Source organism: Pseudomonas sp. 9.1(2019) (assembly GCF_009910445.1).
GTDB classification, from domain to species: Bacteria; Pseudomonadota; Gammaproteobacteria; order Pseudomonadales; family Pseudomonadaceae; genus Aquipseudomonas; species Aquipseudomonas paraversuta.
In genome coordinates, this window is the sequence record NZ_VBWF01000001.1 from 101,266 (window position 1) to 118,129 (window position 16,864).

Here is a 16,864-nt window from a genome sequence, read left to right on the forward strand (position 1 = left end):
CCCGATTTAAATAGCGGATTTTAACTGCCCGCTTCGGGTTCAGACTGTGTGAAAACGCATGCGCCGATTTGAAGGCTGCGTGGCTACGCAAAATCTGTCGGCGATTGGTTAGTCAACCAGACTTGAAATTTACGTAGGAATACGATTTTCGTTCCGATTTCGACTGGAGCCGCCCGAAAACTCGTTCTATTAGCTTCGCGATGGCTTGATTAAATTGGCGGAAATCATCGCAGCCTCCGCGTGATCAGCCTCTGTTTTCCCAGCAACTATGAGTGGACGTACAAGACAGACTCACGACCATAGAAATCGTCAAAGCGGCACACGGCGATAGTAAAACAACCGAACTGGCCGGTATTCCAATTGGTATTCCATATAAAAATAAAATTTTATATTAATGTTATAGATCAATATGTTATCGAACGAATTCAAATTACCCCGGCCCACCAACTCAACAAAAAAAGACGTCCTCGGACGTCTTTTTTTGTGCCTGGAATTCAGGGCTTTCAGCGCTGCTGACGGGGTGTGATCCATGACATTGCGCAGGAAAACGCCTCAGGTGCTGCCTGTCACCTCGGCCCTCAATGCCCGGTAGCCTGCCGATACTGACGTGGGGTAAAGCCGGTCAATGCCTTGAACTGTCGGGTGAAAGCGCTGTGGTCGGTATAGCCGCACTGCAGTGCCACTTCGGTGATGGGCATGTCGGTATGCAGCAGGCGATGGGCGTGCTCCAGGCGAACCTTCTGGATCATCTGCCGCGGCGTCAGGTGGAACACTCGCTTGCAGTATCTTTCCAGCTGCGCCACGGAAATGCCGGCGATTCGCGTCAGCTCGCCCAAGGTGACGCGGCGATTGAAATGCGCGCGTATGTATTCGTCGACCGCGGCCAGGCGCTGGTAGGCCGGGTGCGTGTCGGCGGCCGATTGCAGGTCAACCGAAATCCCCGCCAGGCCGATGATTTCTCCGTTGCGGTTATATAGCGGCCGTTTGTGGGTCAGGCACCAGCCGGGCTCCCGGCTGCCGTATAAATGCAGCTCCAGTTGGTCTTCCAGGACCAGGCCCTGTTCCAGAACCCGGCGGTCCTGTTCGGTGTAACCGGGGCCCAGTTGCGCGGGGAATACTTCGGCACTGGTTTTGCCAAGCAAGGGTTGCAACTGTTTCAACCCGCAGCGCTGAACCAGGGTGCGGTTGGCCATCACGTAGCGCGCGTGGATATCTTTGATAAAGATCGCGGCATTCGGAATCACATCCAGCAGCGGCAACAGCAACGCCACCCCCGCCAGTAGTTCATCGAGGCTGTCAGGGCGGCTCCGGTCGCTGCCCTGCCCCAGGATCGCAAACGCGCTTAGCGGCATGACTCTCACTCTCTCAGGGTTCGGACAGGCAAAAGTCTACCCGTGCCGCACCTCGTCGGCAATTTGGAATTGTGCTGATTTCGTCATCGACCCAAGTGAAAAACATCAATCGAGCAACTGCTGAAAAGTCCACTCTAGAGCCATTGCATGCCCCTTGAAAAACTCTGACGGATTGGCAAGCAAGCGTCAGCCCGCATCCAGGAAGGTATAGGCGATTACACGGCACGACCTATGGAAGTGAAGGATTCCTGAACCCGGTTTTTATAAGTGCGCGGTTGTTAGCAGCCGCAACGTTATCTACGGCGATCCCGAGCATAACGTTTTCAAATGACATCACTCCTGCCTATCCAATAACTCACAAGAAGGCACCGCCATGTCAGGCAAAGGTAAGTTCAAAAAGCAACTTTCATTGATAGACCTTACGTTTATCGGGCTGGGAGCCATTTTCGGTTCTGGCTGGCTGTTTGCCGCCAGCCACGTTTCCGCCATTGCGGGCCCCGCAGGCATCTTTTCCTGGCTGCTGGGCGGGTTTGCCGTGCTGCTGCTGGGCATCGTTTACTGTGAACTGGGGGCAGCACTGCCGCGGGCCGGCGGTGTGGTTCGCTACCCGGTGTACTCCCACGGCCCGTTGCTCGGCTACTTGATGGGCTTTATCACCCTGATCGCCTTCTCCAGCCTGGTGGCAATCGAAGTGGTTGCCTCTCGCCAGTATGCTGCCGCCTGGTTCCCCGGGCTGACCCAGGCCGGCTCCAACTCCCCTACGGTGATTGGCTGGCTGATGCAGTTCGGTCTGCTCTGCCTGTTCTTCATGCTCAACTATCGCAGTGTGAAGACCTTCGCCAAGTTCAATAACCTGGTCAGCGTATTCAAGTTCATCGTTCCGCTGCTGGTGATCGGAGTGCTGTTCACCTTCTTCAAACCGGCAAACTTCGAGGTCCATGGCTTCGCGCCATTCGGCATGGCGGGCATCGAGATGGCCGTTTCCGCTGGCGGTGTGATCTTCGCTTTCCTGGGGCTGACCCCCATCATCTCGGTGGCCAGCGAAGTACAGAACCCGCAACGCACCATCCCGATTGCACTGATCCTGTCGGTGCTGCTGTCCACCGCCATTTATGTGCTGTTGCAGACGGCCTTTCTCGGCGGTGTGCCCACCGAGATGCTGGTCAACGGCTGGGCGAGTGTGTCCAAGGAACTGGCGCTGCCTTATCGCGACATCGCCCTGGCCCTGGGTGTGGGCTGGCTGGCCTACCTGGTGGTGGCTGATGCGGTGATCTCGCCCAGCGGTTGCGGCAATATCTATATGAACGCTACCCCGCGGGTGGTCTACGGCTGGGCAAAGACCGGTACCTTCTTCAAGATTTTCACCCGCATTGACGAAAAGTCCGGCATCCCGCGCCCTGCGCTGTGGCTGACCTTCGCCCTGTCGGTGTTCTGGACCATGCCCTTCCCTTCCTGGGAAGCCCTGATCAACGTCGTCTCCGCAGCACTGGTGCTCAGCTACGCCGTGGCTCCGGTGTCTGTGGCCGCACTGCGCCGCAACGCCCCCGACATGCCGCGCCCGTTCCGGGTCAAGTGGATGGCGGTACTGGGCCCGCTGTCATTCGTCATCGCGGCACTGATTGTCTACTGGTCAGGCTGGAACACCGTGTCCTGGTTGCTTGGCCTGCAGATCGCGATGTTCGTGGTGTACCTGATGTGTGGTCGCTTTGTACCCACCTGGCACCTGAATCTGGCCCAGCAAGTCCGCTCTTCCATGTGGTTGATCGGCTTCTACGCCGTGACCATCGTGCTCTCCAAGCTCGGCAGTTTCGGTGGCATGGGCGTGCTCACTCACCCCTTCGACAACCTGGTGGTGGCGACCTGCGCTCTGGGCATCTACTACTGGGGCGCGGCCACCGGTGTACCGGCGCATCTGGTGCGCCTGGAAGATGAGGACGAAGACGATGAACAGGTAGTCCATCAGGCAGCAGCCCACTCTGCGCATCCCGCCGGGGCATACGCCGGGGCTTGATCCCGGGATTCCAGGCCTCTTTGCGCGTCTAAAGGACAGGTATATGAAACAAGTACATATCATTGATTCCCACACCGGCGGCGAACCCACGCGCCTGGTCATGAAAGGCTTTCCGCAACTGGCCGGCAACACCATGGCCGAGAAGCTCAATGCCCTGCGCGACCAGCATGACCAATGGCGTCGTGCCTGCCTGCTGGAGCCCCGCGGCAACGATGTGCTGGTAGGCGCCCTGTACTGCGAGCCGGTCTCGCCGGATGCCACCTGTGGCGTGATCTTCTTCAACAATGCCGGCTACCTCGGCATGTGTGGTCACGGCACCATCGGCCTGGTGGCCTCGTTGCATCATCTGGGGCACATCAGCCCGGGCGTGCACAAAATCGATACGCCAGTGGGTCCGGTCAGCGCCACGCTGCATGAAGATGGCGCTGTGACCCTGCGCAACGTACCCGCCTACCGCTACCGCAAACAGGTGCCGGTGGACGTCCCCGGCCACGGCCTTGTGTACGGCGATATCGCCTGGGGTGGCAACTGGTTCTTCCTGGTTTCCGATCACGGCAAAGCATTGCAACTCGACAACGTCGAAGCCCTCACCGAGTACACCTGGGCGATGCTCAAAGCTCTGGAAGCCCAAGGCATCCACGGCGAAGACGGCGCCCTGATCGACCATGTCGAGCTGTTTGCCGAGGACCCCCAGGCCAACAGCCGCAACTTCGTCATGTGCCCGGGCAAAGCCTACGACCGCTCGCCCTGCGGCACCGGCACCTGCGCCAAGCTGGCTTGCCTGGCAGCCGATGAAAAACTGGCCGCAGGCGAGCGCTGGGTCCAGGCCAGCATCACTGGCAGCCAGTTCATCGGCAGCTACGAATGGGAAGGCGAGCGTATCCGCCCTTCCATTACTGGCCGCGCCTACATGACCGCCGACAGCACGCTGCTGATCGACGAACAGGATCCCTTCGCGTGGGGCATTTGAGCCACCCCGCCGGATGCCGTTCAGACGGCCCCTTATAGCTTCAATAGACAACAATAAATTTTCCAGGAGTTACAGCAATGACCGATAACATTTTCACTGGCTGCATGCCGGCCCTGATGACCCCTTGCACCGCTGACCGCCAGCCGGATTTTGACGCGCTGGTAGCCAAGGGCCAGGAACTGATCGATATCGGCATGAGCGCCGTGGTGTACTGCGGCTCCATGGGCGACTGGCCACTGCTGACCGAAGCCCAGCGCCAGGAAGGCGTCGCGCGCCTGGTGGCCGCAGGCATTCCGACCATCGTCGGTACCGGTGCGGTCAACAGCCGTGAAGCGGTTTCCCACGCAGCCCATGCAGCCAAAGTTGGCGCCCAGGGCCTGATGGTTATCCCGCGCGTGATGTCCCGTGGCGCCTCTGCCGCCGCGCAAAAAGCTCACTTCGCCGCGATCCTGGAAGCCGCTCCGGGTTTGCCGGCAGTCATCTACAACAGCCCTTACTACGGCTTTGCCACCCGCGCCGACCTGTTCTTCGAACTGCGTCGCGAGTACCCGAACCTGATCGGCTTCAAGGAGTTCGGTGGTGCTGCAGACATGCGCTACGCCGCCGAGAACATCACCTCCAAGGACGATGACGTTACCCTGATGGTCGGTGTCGACACCCAGGTGGTGCATGGCTTCGTCAACTGCAACGCCACCGGCGCCATCACCGGCATCGGCAACGCCCTGCCGCGCGAAGTGCTGCAACTGGTAGCCCTGAGCAAAAAAGCCGCCAAAGGCGACGCCAAGGCTCGCCGCCTGGCCCGCGAACTGGAAGCTGCTCTGGCCGTGCTCTCGTCCTTCGACGAAGGCTGCGACCTGGTGCTGTACTACAAGCACCTGATGGTGCTCAACGGTGACAAGGAATACACCCTGCACTTCAACGAGACTGATGTGCTCAGCGATGCCCAGCGCAATTACGCCGAGAACCAGTACACGTTGTTCCGCCAGTGGTACGCCAACTGGTCGGCAGAGCAGAACGTCGCCTGACGTTTCGCCCTCCACCTGCCTGCACGGCGGCGCCCCGATGCGCGCCGCCCTCTATTTATGCCCGGCTGCCAAGCCCCGTGTTTGGCAACCGGACTCCCCTACTGCTCCAGGAACCGCCATGACTCTGACAGGCCAAATGCTGATCGGCACCCACGCCATTACCGGCAGCCGCGAAGCGATCCGGGCGATCAATCCCGCCACCGACCAACCGCTCGAACCGGCCTATCCCGGCGGTACCGCTGAGCATGTAGAACAGGCCTGCGCCCTGGCATGGGCAGCCCTGGACCGCTATCGCGAGACATCACTGGCGGCACGCGCCGAATTCCTCGAAACCATTGCCGATGAAATCGAAGCCCTTGGCGATGAACTGATCGACCGCGCCACGGCCGAGAGCGGCCTGCCACGCCCGCGTATCCAGGGTGAACGTGGCCGCACCTGCCACCAGCTGCGCACCTTCGCCCGCACGGTACGTGCCGGCGAATGGCTGGATGTACGGGTCGACCCGGCACTACCGGAACGTCAACCTCTGCCCCGCTCTGACCTGCGCCAGCGTCAGGTGCCGCTGGGTCCGGTGGCCGTGTTCGGCGCCAGCAATTTCCCCCTGGCCTTCTCCGTTGCCGGCGGCGATACCGCCTCGGCCCTGGCTGCCGGTTGCCCGGTCGTCGTCAAGGCCCACAGCGCGCACCCGGGCACCAGCGAACTGGTAGGCCGCGCAATTGGCCGCGCCGTGGAAAAATGCGCTCTGCCTGAAGGCGTGTTCTCGCTGTTGTTCGGCTCGGGTCGCGAAGTGGGGATCGCCCTGGTCAGCGACTGGCGGATCAAGGCCGTCGGCTTCACCGGCTCGCGCAGTGGCGGCATGGCCTTGTGCAAGGCGGCCCAGGCACGCCCGGAGCCGATCCCGGTGTATGCGGAAATGAGCTCGATCAACCCGGTACTGCTTTTCCCGGCGGCACTGCACAATCGTGGCGAAGCGCTGGCACAAGGCTTTGTCGCTTCCCTGACCCAGGGCGCCGGCCAGTTTTGCACCAACCCGGGCCTGGTAATTGCCCGTCAAGGCCCGGCCCTGGACAGTTTCATCCGCGTGGCAGGGGACTTCGTGCAGCGCAGCCCTGCGCAGACCATGCTCACCCCCGGCATCTTCAGCGCCTATCAAGCCGGTGTCGGCGCTCTGGCCGAAAACCCCCACGCCCGGGCAGCGGCTGCCGGCCTGCAGGGCGAAACTCCTAACCAGTGCCAGGCCCGACTGTTCGTCACCCGGGCAGAAGATTTCCTCGCCGACCCGTCCCTGCAAGGCGAAGTGTTCGGTGCCGCGTCGCTGATCGTGCAATGTGCCAATGACGACGAAATCCGCCAGGTCACCGAGCACCTGGAAGGCCAGCTAACCATCACCCTGCACCTGGATGACGCCGACCTGGAAAGCGCCAGGGCGCTGCTGCCAATCCTGGAGCGCAAGGCCGGTCGCCTGCTGGTCAACGGCTGGCCAACCGGTGTTGAAGTGTGCGATGCCATGGTCCATGGCGGTCCTTTCCCGGCCACCTCCGACACGCGCACAACCTCGGTCGGCACCGCCGCCATCCTGCGTTTCCTGCGGCCGGTCTGCTACCAGGACTTCCCCGATACCTTGTTGCCAGCCGCGCTCAAGCACAGCAACCCGCTGCTGCTGCGCCGCCTGTTCGACGGCCAGAGAGAAGCCTAGGAAATGTCGAACCCCTTCAATTCCAGCAACCCTGACGACAGCGTTGACATTGCCGTGGTCGGCGCCGGGATCATCGGCGTTGCCTGTGCCCTGCAACTGGCACGCCAGGGCCAGCGCGTAGTGGTTATCGACCAGCAGGACCCCGGCCACGGCGCCTCATTCGGCAACGCCGGGCATCTGGCGACCGAGCAGGTGTTTCCCATCGCCGATGTGTCGATCCTCAAGCGCTTGCCCGCCATGCTCATGGACCCCATGGGCCCGCTGCGCCTGGACTGGAAATACCTGCCCCGTGCCATGCCCTGGTTCACGCGCTTGTTGTTGAACCTGCGACCGGCGCCTTACCAGCGCACCGTGGCCGGCATACGTGCGCTCAACGAAAGCAGCCTGGGTGCCTGGCACCGGCTGCTGGAGTCGATCGAACGGCCGAACCTGATGAAGGAAGACGGCTCGTTGCTGGTGTTCGAACGCGCCGAGTCGCGCCAGGCGATCGAAGCGCTACAGGCACGCATGCGTCAACAAGCAGTACCGGTCGATATGTGGCAGGCCCAGGCCATCCGCGACGTCGCCCCGCAATTGAGCGAGCAGATCCAGGGCGGGTTGTTCTTCCCCAGCACAGGGCATTTTCTGGACCCCTACCAGGTGGTCTGCGAACTGGTCGAGGCCGCCAAGGCCTGCGGTGTGCGCTTCATCAAGCAACGGGTGCAGGACGGACACCTGCATCAGAACGGCGTTTCGCTGCACACCGACCAGGGCAGTTTGACTGCCCGCCAGGTACTGATCGCCTGTGGCGCCCACTCAGCCAGGCTCACCGCAAAGCTGACGGGCAAGAAGGTCCCCCTGGATACCGAGCGCGGTTATCACCTGATGCTGCCCCATGAACACGAGCGGCTGCCTTTCGCAGTCACCTCGCTGGAACGCAAGTTCATCATGACCCCCATGACCGATGGGCTACGGTTGGCCGGCACTGTCGAGTTCGCCGGCCTGGAGCGCCCCCCGACCATGGAGCGCGCCTGGCAGTTGCACCGGTTGAGCAAAGGTCTGTTCCGCCAGGACTTGAGCGCCGAGGGTGCCACTCCCTGGATGGGTTTCCGCCCGTCCCTGCCGGACTCTCTGCCGATCATCGACCGGGTATGCAACGGCAAGGTACTGCTTGCCTTCGGCCACCAGCACCTGGGCCTGACCCAGGCCGCAGTCACTGCCGAGCTGATTGCGCGGATGGTTGCACCGGCGACCGCGACCCCGTCTCATCCGTTGCCGGGGCTCGAACCGTACCGGCTGGATCGCTTCTGAGGCAATCGCGGGAAATGGCTGGCTGCGGGCCCGACGCCGGCAGGCCATGCCCCTGCGGGAGCAACGATTCACAATAGAAGCTTCAGGCAAAAAAACGGGCTGCCAGGTATTACCTGGCAGCCCGCTGGCCTTGGGAGAAAAGGCTCGATGCGCCTGTTCAGCGCACTTGAGGACTAGTACCCAGCGGCCTTAGAAAAGCGCAATGCTGTAGCTCAGAAACACCCGGTTCTGATCTTGATTGCGGGCAGCCTGGCTATGGGACTTACCATTGCGCCAACCCAGCCCCACACCTTTAAGCGCGCCGGATTGCACGACGTAATCCAGGCTGAAATCCCGCTCCCATTCCTTCAGCCTGTCGCCGCTGACAGTCTTGATATTGTCCCCCCGCAGGTACATCACCGAGGCTTTCAGGCCCGGCACGCCGAGGGCAGTAAAGTCATAGGCATACTGGCCAAATGCTGTGCGCTCCCCGGCCCGGGTGAAACTTTGGGTCAGGCGGTCGGTGTACAGGTACAAGCTCGCGCCGCCAGCACCTTTGCCTTCCAGCCCGCCCTGATTGAGCTGAGTGAAATTACTGCCGTCGGAAACACTTTGATAGCCGGCGGTGACCCCATGGCTGCCAATGCTGTAAATAAATGCAGCACTCCAGGTACGGTTGTCGATCTCGCCATCGCCCTCTTTGGTGTAACCACTGATGCGGTAGCCCGCAGCTCCCGAACTGTTTTTACCCGAAGATTCAGTTCGGAAATAACGCAGGTCGGTTTTTAAAGACTGGTCATTCGAAAACTCAAGGGTGTGAACCAATCCAAAAAACTGCTGGCTGTAATAGTCTTCAAGGTGACCGTAGTAATACTGTGCGAGCAGGTCCCTGGAAACTCTCCAGTCAGCCCCGGCAAAATTGAACTGGTTGCTTTCGCGCTGACCACCCACAGCGGCCAGACCGGTCCGGTCAGTAGATCCACGGCCAGTTGCATGCTCAATCCGCCCGCCATTGAAGGTCACATTAGCCAACTCCCGTGAGACTACCTGGCCCCCCTCGAAGGTTTGGGGAAGCAGCCGTCCATCGTTGGCAACCAGCACCGGAAGTCTGGGCAGAAGTGTTCCGTAGCGAAGTTCGGTCCTGGAAACTTTGACTTTCCCCGTCAGCCCCAGGCGCCCCCACTGACTGACGGGCCTGTCATCACTGCCGACTGGAATCATGGTGCTACCCACAGACCGCCCCTTGCCGCCATCCAGGGTCACACCCAGCAACCCCAAGGCATCGACCCCAAAGCCGAAAACGCCGTCGGTATAGCCCGACTTGTAATCCAGCATAAAGCCCTGCGCCCACTCTTCGGTTTTTGAAGGCTTCGCGGCGCCCTCACGACTGTCATTGTTGAAGTAGAAGTTCTTCAACCCCAGCGTGGCTTTACCGTCACGCAGAAAATCAGCCTGTGCCTGAGTACTCAGGGCAATACCGCCCAGAAGAAAAGTTGCAGCTATATTGTTTACGGTCACTTACAGCGCTCCGATTTATTATTTTAATTTGCTCAATCCACAGGCAAACCCGCCCGCTGCCCCAAGGCTGTTTACTTGAACCATTGCTATCGCAACTGCTGGCACGAGCTTGTCTCGCGATGGTTTAGAGAGCGCCGTGTTTAAACTGTAATCACGGGTTATCGCTAACAAACATCCCAAGACAAGTTCGCGCCTGCTACATCAGGGTTTAATGACTTGATCACTACAGCCAGGGCGGGATGAGAACTTCAAAACGGGCCCCACTTCATTTCTACGCCGACAATCAGTACAACCACACAAATCACCATCCATACGGCAATCAGCGGCGCTACAAACTTCACCCACTTGCCGAAAGGAATACCGGCCACGGCAAGAACGCCCATCAAGACACCGGAGGTCGGGTTAATACAGTTAACGATACCTTCGCCAAACAATACGGCATGCACCACTACTTGCCGTGTCAGCCCGATCATGTCGCCGATAGGCACATAGATGGGTATCAGCAATGCCGATTCTCCGGAACCGGAAGAAATAGCAAAGTGCATCAGCGCTGCACTCACGTACATACCGATGGCGGCCATGGCGGGATGCAGCGGCGCCAGCAAGTCAGCCAGATGCCCGACAATCGGATCAAGGATATGACCGTTATCCAGAACGATTGATATTGCCCGGGCCATGCCGACAATCAGTGCCCCGGAGACAATCCGGGAACAACCACCCAGAAAACTGTTGGCAATTTCAGACGCCGACAGTTTGCCAATCATGCCTGCGACTATCGCCATGAACACAAACATGGCGGTCATCTCGAGCTCTCCCCACTTCATGGTCATGGCGCCATAAATGAAGGTCACCAGAGTGCCGGAAGCGAACGCCAGAATCAGCCAGTGGCGGGTTGTTGCCTTTTCGTCTGCCGCGATGGAATCAGTCAGTTCAGGACGTTTTTCACCATTTTTGCGGCATTTGCGCATGTAAATCATCAAAAAAGCGATACAGGCCAATATGAACAGTGCTGAGGTAATGCCGCGCAACCCGAAGCCGGAAAATAATGGCAGTTGGGCCAGTCTCTGAGTAAGCCCGGTAGTCACCGGGTTAGTGAGCGCCACATTGAAACCGGACGCGCACGTCAAATACACCAGCGAGACCCCGAAGAAAGGGTTCAACCCCAGAGACCTGGCAACCAGCAAACCAATCGGAACGAAAGCAACAACCGCATTGACCACAACGCCCGTGGTTCCAAGCACTCCAAAGATCAGTCCAAAGATTGCCACGACCACGTAATCATTAAGCTTTGTACTGCGTGCAATGCCATTGAGTGCCTGGTGAATGGCTCCGGTACTTTCCAGTACCGCCAAAGCGCCGCCGGTAAAGAGGATCAGAAAGATGATAGGTGCAGAACTCTGCAACCCGGAAGCAATCGCCGTAAAAACCCCTAGCGGATGCACGCCATTTTGCGGAACGGCATGAAGACTGCCATTCACGACAAATGAGATGCCATCGCGCATTTCACGATCAAACACACCCGCGGGAATAATCCATGTAGCGGCCGCCGCAATCAGCAAGATAATAAAAAGAAAAACATAGGGACTTTTGATTTCTTGCTTTGAAGATTTAGAGGCCGTACTTACGCCCTCAGAAGCCGATTTTATATTTATCATAGCTTTTACCTCAGGTTTCTCAGCCGGTTTAAAGTCTCTGGATCAGTTCAGCCAGAAGTGCGGCCCGTACTGGTAAATCCGAGATAATGATGTGTTCATGGGTAGAGTGCGGCCCTACCCCCGTAGCCCCAAGTCCGTCCAGGGTCGGGATACCGATGGCAGAGGTGAAGTTGCCGTCACTTCCTCCTCCCACCGAGGCACCTTTGATTTGAATGCCCAGTGCCTCTGCAGCCTCTTGGGCTACGGCAAAAAGTTTCTGGTTTAACGGGGTGTATTCAAGGGGAGGACGCACCAGACCACCGCTGACAGCGATCTGCGCGCCAGCCAGGCATGGTTTCATGTCTTTGACGATGGATTCAATCCGCCGGGCCTCTGCCAAACTGCTGACACGCAGGTCAACACTCAACTCTGCACTGTCGGCGATCACATTGGTACGCTGCCCGCCGTTGGCAATCCCGACATTAATGGTTGTGCCCAATTCAGGCGCATTCAGTCCATGGAGGAAAAGAATCTGTTCAGCCATTTCATGTACTGCGCTGATTCCGTCTTCGGGGTTGTTACCTGCGTGAGCTGCCCGACCTTTGATCTTGATATCGAAACGGCCTGTGCCTTTGCGCTCGATCTTCAGTTCATTGCTATGCGAGGTGGCCGGCTCAACCACCAGCACTTGTTCGCACAGACGCGCTTCACTTTCAATCCACTCACGAGAACTCGGGCTGCCGATTTCTTCATCACTGGAACATAAAAAGCGGATTTGCCGATCCCCCAGCAAGCCAAGGTCAATCAGGGCCTTGGTAGCCCAAATGGCCTGAATGAGCCCACCCTTCATATCCAGAATACCCGGGCCGTAAAGTTTGCCTTCTTCGACCCGCAGTGAAAGACGGCCGATGTCCCAAACGGTATCAAAATGCCCGAGCACAGCCGTGCGCTTTGGCCCTTTACCCACCGTGAACATCAGATGATTTCCGTACTCCTCGCGCGCGACAACCTCCACGGTAGCGCCGATGCGCTGCGCCATGATGTCTTGCAGCACTTCACCACAGGCATCAACAGCCCGCTTGTCTGTAGAGGGGGACTCGGCAAGTACCAGTCGCTTTAAATCGGCGAGCAGAACATCGGAGTGCAGGCGAAGGTATTCTTGTACGGCGCTCATATTTTGGGCCTGTCCTGGAGGAGTAGGCCCCGAGTATGGAATGCTCTTGTGGGTTGAAAAATACGAGGGTGAACACTAGATTGTTGCCCACAGAGCAACAGTTGACGACCAGAAGGCTAAGAGATGGAGAACAGTTTCCAGGAAAAGCGCCTTGGCTACCTGCACGAAGTCGGGTTTCAAGGTGGCATTCGCAAAGCAGCCGACGTACTTGACGTAAACCCCTCCGTCATCAGCCGACAGATCGCCCTCCTCGAGCGCAGCCTGCATTTACCCTTGCTTGAACGTCGCGGACGCAATGTAGTGCTGACTGAAGCAGGCAAACTCCTGTCTGATCATTTCAGTGAAACGCAAAAACGTCGGGAAGTCCTGAGCAAACAATTGAATGACCTGCGATATATGCGCGGCGGAACCGTCTCCCTGAGAATCGGGCCGGGGATGGTTGCCGACTTTGTCGCCAACGAATTGCGTGAATTCTCCAAAGTCTATCCCGACGTTTTTGTGGACATCAGTTCCGGGGATATGAGCGCCACACTGATGATGCTGGTACGCGGAGAGGTCGATATGGCGCTGTCATTCGGCCCCATCGACAACGTATCGCTGCAGCGTCGCAGTTTCACCAGAGGCCCTATTTGCGCAATTGTTCCTGAAGATCATCCCTTAAAAGAATTCACTGTCATTGCTGTCAGTGAACTGGCCAACCACAGGTTGATTGGCCTGTCTAACGCCTATGGCGTACAGCGCTATATCAATAAAATATTCGAGTCTGAAAATCAGGTATTCACCCCCGCCTATCGCTGCAACCAACAGTCTGTGGCGATCACCCTGTGCCAGGCAGGTCTTGGCGTAGCGTTCATGACCGCTCAGTCTCTGGGGCAACAGGGCAAAGATTCAAAACTGCTGGCCATCCCCCTGGATCACCCCATAGCAAGGGCCTCGCAGTGTCATATTCTGCGTAGCTCCGATCGACGACTACACCCGGCGTCAGAGCATTTATGGTGGCTGCTGGTGAATTACCTGGAAAGGACCCAGACCGAAGAAACCCTGTAAAGCCCGGGCAGCGCAGGACAATTTATTGATTCAGCACCTCTGCGGCGCACTGCCCCGAGATGTGCGTGCAGGGATCAGCAAACTGTCACTGCTGACCGCGAACCGGCCGATGCCGGCCTTCGGCGGGCTGCCCAATGGACTTAACTCTTGAGACATGCGCCCGGATTGAACAGGGAACCTCAGGTAATGGGTGCCGGGTTGAACAAGGTAATGTCGTTGTGCAATTTGTGCTGTTCGGCCCAGGTGTGTTTTTTGCCACTGGCCACATCCAGGTAGTAGTGGAACAGCTCCCAGCCCAGCTCTTCTATGGTCGCGCGGCCGGTGGCAATGCGCCCGGCGTCGATATCGATCAGGTCCGGCCAGCGCTGCGCCAGCTCGGTACGGGTCGAGACCTTGACCACCGGTGCCATGGCCAGACCATAAGGGGTGCCGCGCCCCGTGGTGAACACGTGCAGGTTCATCCCCGCGGCCAGTTGCAAGGTGCCGCAGACAAAATCGCTGGCCGGCGTTGCACAGAAAATCAGCCCTTTGCCCGTGAAACGCTCACCAGGGCCGAGCACAGCATTGATCGCGCTGCTGCCGGACTTGACGATGGAACCCAGGGATTTTTCGACGATGTTCGACAGCCCGCCTTTCTTGTTGCCCGGTGTGGTATTGGCGCTGCGATCCGCTTCGCCTTTGGCCAGATAGCGGTCGTACCAGTCCATTTCCCGCACCAGTTCCTGGGCGACGCTGCGGCTTTCGGCACGGGAGGTCAGCAGGTAGATGGCATCGCGCACTTCAGTGACTTCAGAAAACATCACCGTCGCTCCGGCCCTGAGCAGCAAGTCCGAGGCATAGCCCAGCGCCGGGTTGGCGGTGATCCCGGAAAACGCATCGCTGCCACCACACTGCATGCCCAGAATCAGCTCGGACGCGGGCACGGTTTCACGGCGGCGCAGATCGAGTTTCTTCAGACGGGTCTCTGCCAGCGCCATGATCTGTTCGACCATTTCGCCGAAGCCGTGGCTGGAATCCTGCAAGCGGTACAACCACGGTTCGCTGAGGTCCACCGAACTGTCGTTGTCGTGCATCACCTGGCCGGCCTGAAGTTTTTCACAGCCCAGACTGATGACCAGCGCTTCGCCGCCCAGGTTGGGGTTGCGTGCCAGATTACGCACCGTGCGGATCGGGATGTAGGCATCGGTGGCGCTGATGGCCACGCCGCAGCCGTAGCTGTGGGTTAACGCGACCACATCATCGACATGGGGGTATCGGGGCAACAGTTCATCACGGATACGCTTGACCGCGTGGTTCAACACCCCGGTCACGCACTGCACAGTGGTGGTAATCCCCAGAATGTTACGCGTGCCGACGGTGCCGTCGGCATTGCGATAACCCTCGAAGGTGAAGCCTTCAAGAGGCGCCTGGGCCACCGGCACCTCGGTGGCCAGCGGCAGGCTGTCCAGGGGTGGAGCAGTGGGCATGCGCAGTTGGTCTTCATTGACCCAGCTGCCGCGGGCGATGGCCTGCAAGGCGTAGCCGATGGTCTGGCCGTATCGAATGACTGCGCCGCCCCGGGCAATGTCCACCAGCGTGACCTTGTGGCTCTGCGGCACAAAATCCAGGGTCACCAGGCCATCGGCAAGCTCGGTCCCGGCCGGTACGCCCTGGTCGTTGACCACCACCGCGACGTTGTCCAGTGCATGCAGACGGATAGTGCGCGGCGAGTCGGAGTGTTCAATCAAAGTCATGGCGCCGCCCTTCAAGGATGTGCTGAAACAAGTTTGGTCAGTTGTGGCCCGCTTACCGGTGGCTCTTTGAGCACCACCCGTTTGATCGGGCCAACGATAACCAGATAGCTGAACACCGCCACCAGCGCATTGCAGCCGACAAACACCAGTGCCCACTTGAACGAGCCAGTGGTGCTGATGATGTAGCCGATGACGATCGGCGTGGTGATCGAGGCAATGTTGCCGAACATGTTGAACAGACCGCCACTCAGACCGGCGATTTGTTTCGGCGAGGTGTCAGACACCACCGCCCAACCCAGAGCGCCAACGCCTTTGCCGAAGAAGGCCAGAGCCATGAAGCCCACCACCATCCATTCAATATCGACATAGTTGCAGGCCACGATGCTGGTGGACAGCAACAGGCCGCCAATGATCGGGGCCTTGCGGGCGAAGGTCAGGGAGTGGCCTTTACGCAGCAGGTAATCGGAAATCACACCGCCCAGCACACCCCCGATAAAGCCGCAGATCGCCGGAAGCGAGGCAATGAAGCCGGCTTTGAGAATGGTCATGCCGCGCTCCTGGACCAGATACACCGGGAACCAGGTCAGGAAGAAATAGGTAATGCCGTTGATGCAGTACTGGCCCAGGTACACGCCGAGCATCATGCGGTTGGTCAACAACTGGCGGATGTAATCCCACTTCGGACCGTCGACTTTTTTACCTGTGCCCTTGTCCTGATCCATGTCCACCAGCCCGCCGTTGTCGGCGATATGCCTGAACTCGGCCTCGTTGATCATTGGATGCTGGCGCGGGCTGTGGATAACTTTGAGCCAGATCAGCGAGAACACAATGCCGATGCCGCCCATCACGATAAACACGTGCTGCCAGCCGAAGGTGTAAACGATCCAGCCCATCAGCGGAGCAAAAATCACCGTGGCGAAGTACTGCGCCGAATTGAAGATCGCAGACGCGGTGCCGCGTTCGGCGGTGGGAAACCACGCGGCGACAATACGGGCATTACCGGGAAAGGAAGGCGCTTCCGCCAGGCCCACCAGAAAACGCAGCATAAACAGCGCCACCACGGCGGTGGAGATGCCGAATTCCCCGACATAGCCTTGCAGCACGGTGAACAGCGACCAGGTGAAGATGCTCAGGGCATAGACTTTTTTCGAGCCGAAACGGTCGAGCAGCCAGCCGCCGGGGATTTGTCCGGCCACGTAGGCCCAGCCAAAGGCAGAAAAAATGAAACCCAGGGTAACGGCGTCGATACCGAGGTCTTTTTGCAGGCTTGAACCTGCGATAGCGATGGTGGCGCGGTCGGCATAATTGATCGTGGTCACCACAAACAGCATGAGCAGAATCAAATAACGGACATGCGTCGGCTTGGTCGCTGGCATGTAGATGTACTCCCACTGATTATTTTTATGCGCGGGTAACTATTTTTCATCCTGCAGGC

General features: G+C 58.9%; 12 protein-coding genes. 6 read left to right on the top strand and 6 right to left on the bottom strand.

The genetic code is table 11. The features are described 5' to 3' along the window. Nucleotides 1-578 precede the first annotated feature (578 nt). The gene (locus FEZ21_RS00435; RefSeq protein WP_003439496.1) at nt 579-1,352 is read right to left on the bottom strand and encodes an AraC family transcriptional regulator; all 774 of its coding nucleotides are present in this window, start codon (nt 1,350-1,352) and stop codon (nt 579-581) included. A gap of 373 nt (nt 1,353-1,725) precedes the next feature. Here FEZ21_RS00435 and FEZ21_RS00440 point away from each other — a divergent pair, with 373 nt between their 5' ends. The 5 genes from FEZ21_RS00440 (at nt 1,726) to FEZ21_RS00460 (ending at nt 8,344) form a co-directional block, all read left to right on the top strand. Beyond that, complete coding sequence (locus FEZ21_RS00440; RefSeq protein ID WP_003439493.1) at nt 1,726-3,363, top strand: APC family permease; 1,638 nt, start codon at nt 1,726-1,728, stop codon at nt 3,361-3,363. 43 nt (nt 3,364-3,406) lie between these two features. Continuing rightward, nucleotides 3,407-4,333, top strand: coding sequence for a 4-hydroxyproline epimerase (locus FEZ21_RS00445; RefSeq protein ID WP_003439482.1), 927 nt, complete (start codon nt 3,407-3,409; stop codon nt 4,331-4,333). 77 nt (nt 4,334-4,410) lie between these two features. Next, a complete protein-coding gene (locus FEZ21_RS00450) occupies nt 4,411-5,358 on the top strand; it encodes a dihydrodipicolinate synthase family protein (protein ID WP_003439474.1) in 948 nt (315 codons plus the stop codon). Between the two features lie 118 nt (nt 5,359-5,476). Continuing rightward, the gene (locus FEZ21_RS00455; RefSeq protein ID WP_160626220.1) at nt 5,477-7,054 is read left to right on the top strand and encodes an aldehyde dehydrogenase (NADP(+)); all 1,578 of its coding nucleotides are present in this window, start codon (nt 5,477-5,479) and stop codon (nt 7,052-7,054) included. 3 nt (nt 7,055-7,057) lie between these two features. Next, nucleotides 7,058-8,344: an FAD-binding oxidoreductase gene (locus tag FEZ21_RS00460; protein ID WP_003439468.1), complete on the top strand. Its 1,287-nt coding sequence runs from the start codon at nt 7,058-7,060 to the stop codon at nt 8,342-8,344. Between the two features lie 189 nt (nt 8,345-8,533). Here the strand turns inward: FEZ21_RS00460 and FEZ21_RS00465 are convergent, their stop codons facing one another. The 3 genes from FEZ21_RS00465 to FEZ21_RS00475 form a co-directional block, all read right to left on the bottom strand. Next, nucleotides 8,534-9,841, bottom strand: coding sequence for an OprD family porin (locus FEZ21_RS00465; RefSeq protein WP_003439465.1), 1,308 nt, complete (start codon nt 9,839-9,841; stop codon nt 8,534-8,536). A gap of 248 nt (nt 9,842-10,089) precedes the next feature. Next, the gene (locus FEZ21_RS00470; RefSeq protein WP_010656946.1) at nt 10,090-11,496 is read right to left on the bottom strand and encodes a YfcC family protein; all 1,407 of its coding nucleotides are present in this window, start codon (nt 11,494-11,496) and stop codon (nt 10,090-10,092) included. Between the two features lie 28 nt (nt 11,497-11,524). Beyond that, on the bottom strand, nt 11,525-12,649 hold the full coding sequence (locus FEZ21_RS00475) for a M20 family metallopeptidase (RefSeq protein ID WP_003439459.1): 1,125 nt from the start codon (nt 12,647-12,649) through the stop codon (nt 11,525-11,527). A gap of 123 nt (nt 12,650-12,772) precedes the next feature. Here FEZ21_RS00475 and FEZ21_RS00480 point away from each other — a divergent pair, with 123 nt between their 5' ends. Then, on the top strand, nt 12,773-13,696 hold the full coding sequence (locus FEZ21_RS00480; protein ID WP_003439457.1) for a LysR family transcriptional regulator: 924 nt from the start codon (nt 12,773-12,775) through the stop codon (nt 13,694-13,696). A 179-nt stretch (nt 13,697-13,875) separates the two neighbouring features. Here the strand turns inward: FEZ21_RS00480 and garD are convergent, their stop codons facing one another. After that, entirely contained in the window at nt 13,876-15,429 is a 1,554-nt protein-coding gene (gene garD / locus FEZ21_RS00485; protein WP_010656944.1) for a galactarate dehydratase, read from the bottom strand. An 11-nt stretch (nt 15,430-15,440) separates the two neighbouring features. Next, a complete protein-coding gene (locus FEZ21_RS00490) occupies nt 15,441-16,805 on the bottom strand; it encodes an MFS transporter (RefSeq protein ID WP_003439453.1) in 1,365 nt (454 codons plus the stop codon). Between the last annotated feature and the right edge of the window lie 59 nt (nt 16,806-16,864).